Source organism: Bacteroides sp. AM44-19 (assembly GCF_003603395.1).
Classification (GTDB): domain Bacteria; phylum Bacteroidota; class Bacteroidia; order Bacteroidales; family Bacteroidaceae; genus Bacteroides; species Bacteroides uniformis.
This window is the reverse complement of the sequence record NZ_QTNB01000043.1, coordinates 1-6,470: the sequence shown is the minus strand read 5'-3', so window position 1 is coordinate 6,470 and position 6,470 is coordinate 1. Positions and strand designations below refer to the sequence as shown.

The following is a 6,470-nucleotide window of genomic DNA, read 5'->3' as shown; positions in this document are numbered from 1 at the left end:
AAGCGAAAACCTACCGCTGTAAAGCGGAAAGGCGTTGTTTGCCGAGCCTACAGATAACCAAAGAGAAGCTCAATCAGGACATGGAGAACCTTGCCGCAAGATTGAACGGCGTCGAGGAATTTGCAGGTTGCACCATCTAAAAAGAAAAGCCATGAAACGTGACACAATCATCATCGAGGACAAGGCAGTCAGCGTAACCGGTAACGACGTGTGGATGACCGCCACCGAAATAGCCGGATTGTTCCATACGACCGTCCCGGCAGTGAACGCCGCCATCAGAGCCGTCCGCAAGTCGGACGTGCTGAACGACTACGAGGTGTGCCGCTACATGCAGCTTGAAAACGGGCTGCACGCGGACGTGTACGCCCTTGAAATCATCATCCCGGTCGCTTTCAGGGTGAATACCTACAACACCCACCTGTTCCGCACATGGCTGGTGGGAAAGGCACTCTCACAAGAGAAACGGCAGACATACGTGATGTTCATACAGAACGGAAAAGCCGGGTATTGCTGATTGCACATACCCCATAAGACAAGTAAACGGGTAGCACCACAAAAGGTGTCACCCGTTTACTTTTTCATGAAACCGCCTCACTCCAGCGGCTTGCGGTAGTTCGCTTCCAGTACCCCGCGCAGCCCCGTTTCCGGGTAAAGCACCTTCCCTCCCAAAAGTATGAAGGGCAACACGCGGTTGTTGCGGTATTCCTGCAAGGTGCGCCGGCTCACACGGAGCAGTTCCGACACCTCGCCGTCCGTCAGGTAACGTTCCCCGTCCAGCGGAGGACGGTAGCTTTCCAGAAATGCGGACAGCCATTTCGAGCCTTTGCGCATATCCTGCACCACAGAGGCTATCGGCTCGTCTTCCATCGTAAAAACATCGTTGTTCTCGTTCATCATAACTTCGGATTCAGTGGGTGAATAAATCAAATCATCTGCCGTGCGGATAGAGCGTGCCGACAAGCGGTATCAGCCGCTTCACCTCCTCTGGCTTGTAATAGAACCTGCGGTTTATCTGCGAGTAGCCGATAAGCCGCCTGTCACGCAGCGTCTGCAACGTGCGCGGGCTTATTCTCAACTGCCCGCAGACCTCCTCGCCCGTGAGCCATCTTTCCATGCGCCCCGTGTCGCTTTTGCGCCTCAGGGCGGCGACCTTCTCCGAGAGTGCGCCGAATGCCGCCACCATCATCTCGAAAGTCTTTTTCTCGATAGATACTATTTCCATATTCATGTCATTTAGAGTTTGCCGCAAAGGTAACGAAACGGCATACAAGACGTATCGTTTTCCGCTGAAAGGCTGCCTGTTGCGCCGTTTGACCGGGTTACGGAGCCATCTTCCGCAAAAATCTTACGTGAGTCACGTAGTGAGTTGTTAAAGCCCCTTTTGTTTATTGCCGAATTTTGTCGCAGAAACAAAAAGAAAGGACTGAACATGAAAGTGATAACAATGGAAAGTTCCGCCTACAAGGAGATGATGGCGCAGATTGCGAACATCGCAGGGTACATCCGCGAGGCAAGGGACGAGAAGAAACGGAAGCGGGAAACCGAAGACAAGCTGCTTGACACGGCACAGGCGGCGAAGATGCTCAACGTGAGCAAGCGCACCATGCAGCGTATGCGCACCGACCACCGTATCGAGTATGTGGTGGTACGCGGAAGCTGCCGCTACCGCCTTTCCGAGATACTGCGGCTATTGGAGGACAACACAGTAAGGAACGAGGAAGGGACAATAGACACCCTGTTCCACAACCACACGCTGCGCACGGGCGGCAAACCAAAAGGAAGGAGGACATAGGTCATGGAACTGCTCACACGAAACAACTTCGAGGGCTGGATGCAGAAGCTGATGGAACGGCTCGACCGTCAGGACGAACTGCTGCTGGCGATGAAGGCTGAGGGGAAACAGCCCACTATCACGGAAAGCATCCGCCTTTTCGACAATCAGGATTTGTGCATGTTGCTCCAGATAAGCAAACGCACCCTCCAACGCTACCGCAGCGTAGGCGCATTGCCCTACAAGACGCTGGGCAAGAAGACCTATTACAGCGAGGAGGACGTGCTGACATTCCTTTCCAACCATATCAAGGACTTCAAAAAGGAAGATATAGCCTTCTACAAGGCTCGTATCCATAATTTCTTTCATAAATAACCCATTAAAACATTTTTCAGATGGCAAAGAAAAAAGACGAAAAGGACGTGCTGGTAGTCCGTGACGAGAAGACAGGCGAGATCAGCGTGGTAGCCGGGCTGAACGCGGACGGCACACCCAAGCGCACCCCCGCAAAAGCGGAGAACGCGCAGAGTTTCCTGCAATTCGACCGACATGGCGACGTGCTGGACAACTTCTTCAAGAACTTCTTCCGGCAGTGCAAGGAACCCAGCCGCTTCGGTTTCTACCGCATTGCGGCAGACCAAGCTGAAAATCTCTTAGAGGTGATGAAGCAACTGCTGAAAGACCCCGAAGCGAACAAGGAGCTGCTCGCCCCTCACAAGGTGGACACCTCCGACTATGAGAAGAAGGTGCAGGAAGAGATGGCAGCACAACAGACAGAGAAACAAGAACCTCAAAAACAGGAGAACATGGAACAACGGAAAGAACAGCAACAGGACAAATCCGAACAGATGCAGGGCAAACGTGGCTACCAGCCCATCGACGAGAGTAAAATCAACTGGCAGGAGCTGGAGGACAGATGGGGCGTAAAGCGGGACAACCTTGAAAAGTCCGGCGACCTTACGAAGATGCTCAACTATGGCAAGTCCGACTTGGTAAAGGTCAAACCGACCTTCGGCGGCGAATCATTCGAGCTGGACGCCCGCCTCTCCTTCAAGAAGGACGGTGAGGGAAACATCAGCCTCGTGCCGCACTTCATCCGCAAGGAGCAGAAGCTGGATGAGTACAAGGAACACAAATTCTCCGACAATGACCGGAAGAACCTCCGCGAAACGGGCAATCTCGGTAGGGTCGTGGACATTGTGGACAGGGAAACGGGCGAGATCATCCCCTCCTACATCAGCATCGACCGCAAGACGAATGAAATCACGGACATTCCGGCAAGCAGGGTGCGCATCCCGGAGCGCATCGGCAAGACGGAAATCACCACGCAGGAGCGGGACATGCTCCGCGCCGGACTGCCCGTACGCGACAAGCTCATCGAGCGCAACGACGGCAGAAAGTTCGTCACCACCCTGCAAGTGAACGTGGAGCAGCGCGGCGTGGAGTTCGTGCCGGGAACCGGCAAGTCGCCCCGTACCGCACAGACACAGGAAACCAAAGGCGACACATCGAAAAGTCAGGCGCAGGGCGGGGAAAATGCCGCACAGACCAAGAAGGAGCAACGCCGCAACACGTGGACGAACGAGGACGGCAGCATCCGCCCCATCAGCAAATGGAGCGGCGTGAGCTTCACCGACCAGCAGAAAGCCGACTATGTGGCGGGTAAAGCCGTGAAGCTGGAGAACGTGACCGACAAGCAGGGCTTCCATGCCACGATGTATATCAAGTTCAACCCGGAGAAGGGACGCCCGTACCGCTACGACACGAACCCTGACAATGCACAGCAGGTTGCTCCGTCCAACGAGAGCCGCACGCAGGTGGCGGTGAACAACGATGGCAAGACCAACGAGGCTACAAAGAATCTGAGAGAGCCGTTGCAGAAAGGTCAGACCAACCCGAAGGACGCCCGCCAGCAACAGCAGCAGGAGAAGCCGCAGAAGAAAACGGGCAAGGGCATGAAAATGTAATCCCGTGTCCGCCACTGAATCCAAAATAAAATCCAAAGTATCAACAAAAAAGAAGAAGACATGAAGACAATCATTGCAGAAAAGCCCTCCGTGGCACGTGAAATCGCCCGCATCGTGGGCGCGACAAAGAGAGAGGAAGGATATTTCGAGGGAGGCGGTTATGCCGTGACATGGGCATTCGGACACCTCGTTCAGCTTGCCATGCCCGACGGCTACGGCGTGCGCGGATTTGTCCGTGACAACCTCCCGATTATTCCCGACACATTCACGCTCGTCCCCCGTCAGGTCAGGACGGAGAAAGGTTACAAGCCCGACAGCGGCGTGGTGTCGCAGATAAAAGTCATCAAAAGACTGTTCGACACAAGCGAACATATCATCGTGGCGACCGATGCCGGACGCGAGGGAGAGCTTATCTTCCGCTACCTCTACCACTATACGGGTTGCACCACTCCTTTCGTGCGCCTGTGGATCAGCTCTCTCACCGACAAAGCTATCCGCGAGGGACTGCGGAAACTCGAAGACGGCAGCAAATACGACAACCTCTACCTCGCCGCCAAAGCGCGGAGCGAATCCGACTGGCTCGTGGGCATCAACGGCACACAGGCGTTATCCATCGCCGCCGGACACGGCACGTATTCCGTGGGGCGGGTGCAGACACCAACGTTGGCTATGGTATGTGAACGCTACTGGGAGAACCGCCGCTTTACGTCCGAAGCATTCTGGCAGCTCCATATCGCAACGGACGGTTGCGACGGCGAAGTCGTGAAATTCTCATCCTCCGAGAAATGGAAAGAGAAAGAACCGGCGATGGAACTATATAATAAGGTAAAGGCGGCAGGTTGCGCCACTGTCACGAAAGCCGAGCGCAAGGAGAAGACGGAGGAAACTCCCTTGCTCTACGACCTGACCACGCTCCAGAAAGAAGCCAACGCCAAGCACGGCTTCACGGCGGAACAGACGCTTGAAATCGCGCAGAAACTCTACGAAAAGAAGTTGATAACCTATCCGAGAACGGGAAGCCGCTACATCCCCGAAGACGTGTTTGCCGAAATTCCCAAACTGCTCGCTTTCATCGGCACACAGCCCGAATGGAAAGACAAGGTGCGGGCAAAAGCCGCCCCGACACGCCGCAGCGTGGACGACGGCAAGGTGACAGACCACCATGCCCTGCTCGTCACGGGTGAGAAACCGCTCTTCCTCTCCAAAGAGGACAATACCATCTATCAGATGATTGCCGGGCGCATGGTCGAGGCATTCTCTGAGAAATGCGTCAAGGATGTGACCACTGTCACGGCGGAATGTGCCGGAGTGGAGTTTACCGTAAAAGGCAGCGTCGTGAAGCAAACCGGATGGCGTGCCGTCTATGGCGAGGAAAAAGAGGAAATTACCATCCCCGGCTGGCAGGAAGGCGACACGCTGACACCGAAAGGCTCGTCCATTACCGAAGGAAAGACCAAACCCAAGCCGCTGCATACCGAAGCCACCCTGCTCTCGGCAATGGAAACGGCGGGCAAGGAAATTGAGGACGACGCACTGCGGCAGGCGATGAAGGACTGTGGCATCGGTACTCCCGCCACACGCGCCTCCATCATCGAAACGCTTTTCAAGCGCGGTTACATGGAACGCTGCAAGAAGTCGCTTGTTCCCACCGAAAAAGGACTTGCCCTCAATTCCGTCGTCAAGACGATGCGCATCGCCGATGTTGCCATGACGGGCGAATGGGAAAAGGAGCTGGCGCGTATCGAGCGCGGGGAACTGTCCGACGACACCTTCCGCAAGGAGATAGAGGCGTACACACGTGAGATAACCTCCGAACTGATCTCGTGCGACAAGCTCTTCGGCAGCCGTGACTCCGGCTGCGCGTGTCCCAAGTGTGGCACGGGCAGGATGCGGTTCTACGGCAAGGTGGTACGCTGCGACAACACGGAGTGCGGACTGCCCGTGTTCCGGCTGAAAGCGGGACGCACCCTGTCCGACGATGAAATCAAAGACCTGCTCACCGAAGGGCATACCAAGCTGCTCAAAGGGTTCAAGAGCAAACAGGGCAAGAGTTTCGATGCTGTTGTCGCCTTTGACGGGGAATATAACACGACTTTTGTGTTCCCGGAGGCTAAAAAGGACAAGAAATTTTCAGGACGGAAGAAATAGTATTAACTTTGCCACTTGTTCAGAGTAATGAATTGTTCTTCGATACCGGATTACACTCATACTTTGGATTTAGTGGTGGCACTCGGAGGGATACCGAGTGCCTTTTTCTTCCTTTTTCCAACCGATTATCCCGTTAATTATCAATCCGCTAAATCCAAAGTAATGAACAACAAGAAGAAAAACGAGGGTCAGACCGACTTTTCCTATTACGGTCTGTACCTGCTGGACTATCTCCGCACGAACAAGTTTGAACAGGCTGACGACACCGCTTTCATACGGGAACGGGCCGACCGTGCCGCCGAAACGTATGAGAGGGCACGGCTTGAAGGCTATCCCGCCGATGGTGCGCAGGAACTGGCGATGGACACGCTGCTGCGCGGGCTGCATTATTCCCGTTACGCCATCCTCCGCGAAGTCGTGGAAAACGAGTTTGCCGATGAAGTGCCGGAAGAGAAGCGTGAAGCCTTTGTCCTGAAACTGCTGCCGCTTGTCGGCAACGTGTTCTCCGTCTATGACCTCTCGGATGACAATTTCGCCCTGTCTTCCGATTACGACCTGCTCTACACGGAGCTGACGGGAGCAAC

General features: G+C 54.8%; 8 protein-coding genes. 6 read left to right on the top strand and 2 right to left on the bottom strand.

Features of this window, described 5'->3' with window-relative positions; all coding sequences use genetic code 11:
• Nucleotides 1-151: 151 nt before the first annotated feature.
• Complete coding sequence (locus DW947_RS21095; protein WP_004291423.1) at nucleotides 152-514, top strand: hypothetical protein; 363 nt, start codon at nucleotides 152-154, stop codon at nucleotides 512-514.
• Between the two features lie 77 nt (nucleotides 515-591).
• On the opposite strand, the gene DW947_RS21090 is transcribed toward DW947_RS21095, so the two are convergent.
• Complete coding sequence (locus tag DW947_RS21090; protein WP_004291424.1) at nucleotides 592-897, bottom strand: helix-turn-helix domain-containing protein; 306 nt, start codon at nucleotides 895-897, stop codon at nucleotides 592-594.
• 31 nt (nucleotides 898-928) lie between these two features.
• On the bottom strand, nucleotides 929-1,228 hold the full coding sequence (locus DW947_RS21085) for a helix-turn-helix domain-containing protein (RefSeq protein ID WP_004291426.1): 300 nt from the start codon (nucleotides 1,226-1,228) through the stop codon (nucleotides 929-931).
• A 201-nt stretch (nucleotides 1,229-1,429) separates the two neighbouring features.
• Here DW947_RS21085 and DW947_RS21075 point away from each other — a divergent pair, with 201 nt between their 5' ends.
• The 5 genes from DW947_RS21075 to DW947_RS21055 form a co-directional block, all read left to right on the top strand.
• On the top strand, nucleotides 1,430-1,792 hold the full coding sequence (locus DW947_RS21075) for a helix-turn-helix domain-containing protein (RefSeq protein WP_004304264.1): 363 nt from the start codon (nucleotides 1,430-1,432) through the stop codon (nucleotides 1,790-1,792).
• Between the two features lie 3 nt (nucleotides 1,793-1,795).
• Nucleotides 1,796-2,146 (top strand): helix-turn-helix domain-containing protein, encoded by a 351-nt coding sequence (locus DW947_RS21070; protein WP_004291454.1) that lies wholly within the window; start codon nucleotides 1,796-1,798, stop codon nucleotides 2,144-2,146.
• A 20-nt stretch (nucleotides 2,147-2,166) separates the two neighbouring features.
• Complete coding sequence (locus DW947_RS21065; protein WP_004291455.1) at nucleotides 2,167-3,738, top strand: DUF3945 domain-containing protein; 1,572 nt, start codon at nucleotides 2,167-2,169, stop codon at nucleotides 3,736-3,738.
• 60 nt (nucleotides 3,739-3,798) lie between these two features.
• A complete protein-coding gene (gene topB, locus DW947_RS21060; RefSeq protein ID WP_004291456.1) occupies nucleotides 3,799-5,886 on the top strand; it encodes a type IA DNA topoisomerase in 2,088 nt (695 codons plus the stop codon).
• A gap of 162 nt (nucleotides 5,887-6,048) precedes the next feature.
• On the top strand, nucleotides 6,049-6,470 hold a 422-nt coding region (locus tag DW947_RS21055), incomplete at its 3' end, for a DUF1896 domain-containing protein (protein ID WP_165859486.1).

Excerpts from the sequence above, each read along its gene's own strand:
- DW947_RS21065 (WP_004291455.1), top strand. The coding sequence starts at position 2,167 with ATGGCAAAGAAAAAAGACGAAAAGGACGTGCTGGTAGTCCGTGACGAG.
- DW947_RS21075 (WP_004304264.1), top strand. The coding sequence starts at position 1,430 with ATGAAAGTGATAACAATGGAAAGTTCCGCCTACAAGGAGATGATGGCG.
- DW947_RS21090 (WP_004291424.1), bottom strand. The coding sequence starts at position 897 with ATGATGAACGAGAACAACGATGTTTTTACGATGGAAGACGAGCCGATA.
- topB (WP_004291456.1), top strand. The coding sequence starts at position 3,799 with ATGAAGACAATCATTGCAGAAAAGCCCTCCGTGGCACGTGAAATCGCC.
- DW947_RS21070 (WP_004291454.1), top strand. The coding sequence starts at position 1,796 with ATGGAACTGCTCACACGAAACAACTTCGAGGGCTGGATGCAGAAGCTG.
- DW947_RS21085 (WP_004291426.1), bottom strand. The coding sequence starts at position 1,228 with ATGAATATGGAAATAGTATCTATCGAGAAAAAGACTTTCGAGATGATG.
- DW947_RS21095 (WP_004291423.1), top strand. The coding sequence starts at position 152 with ATGAAACGTGACACAATCATCATCGAGGACAAGGCAGTCAGCGTAACC.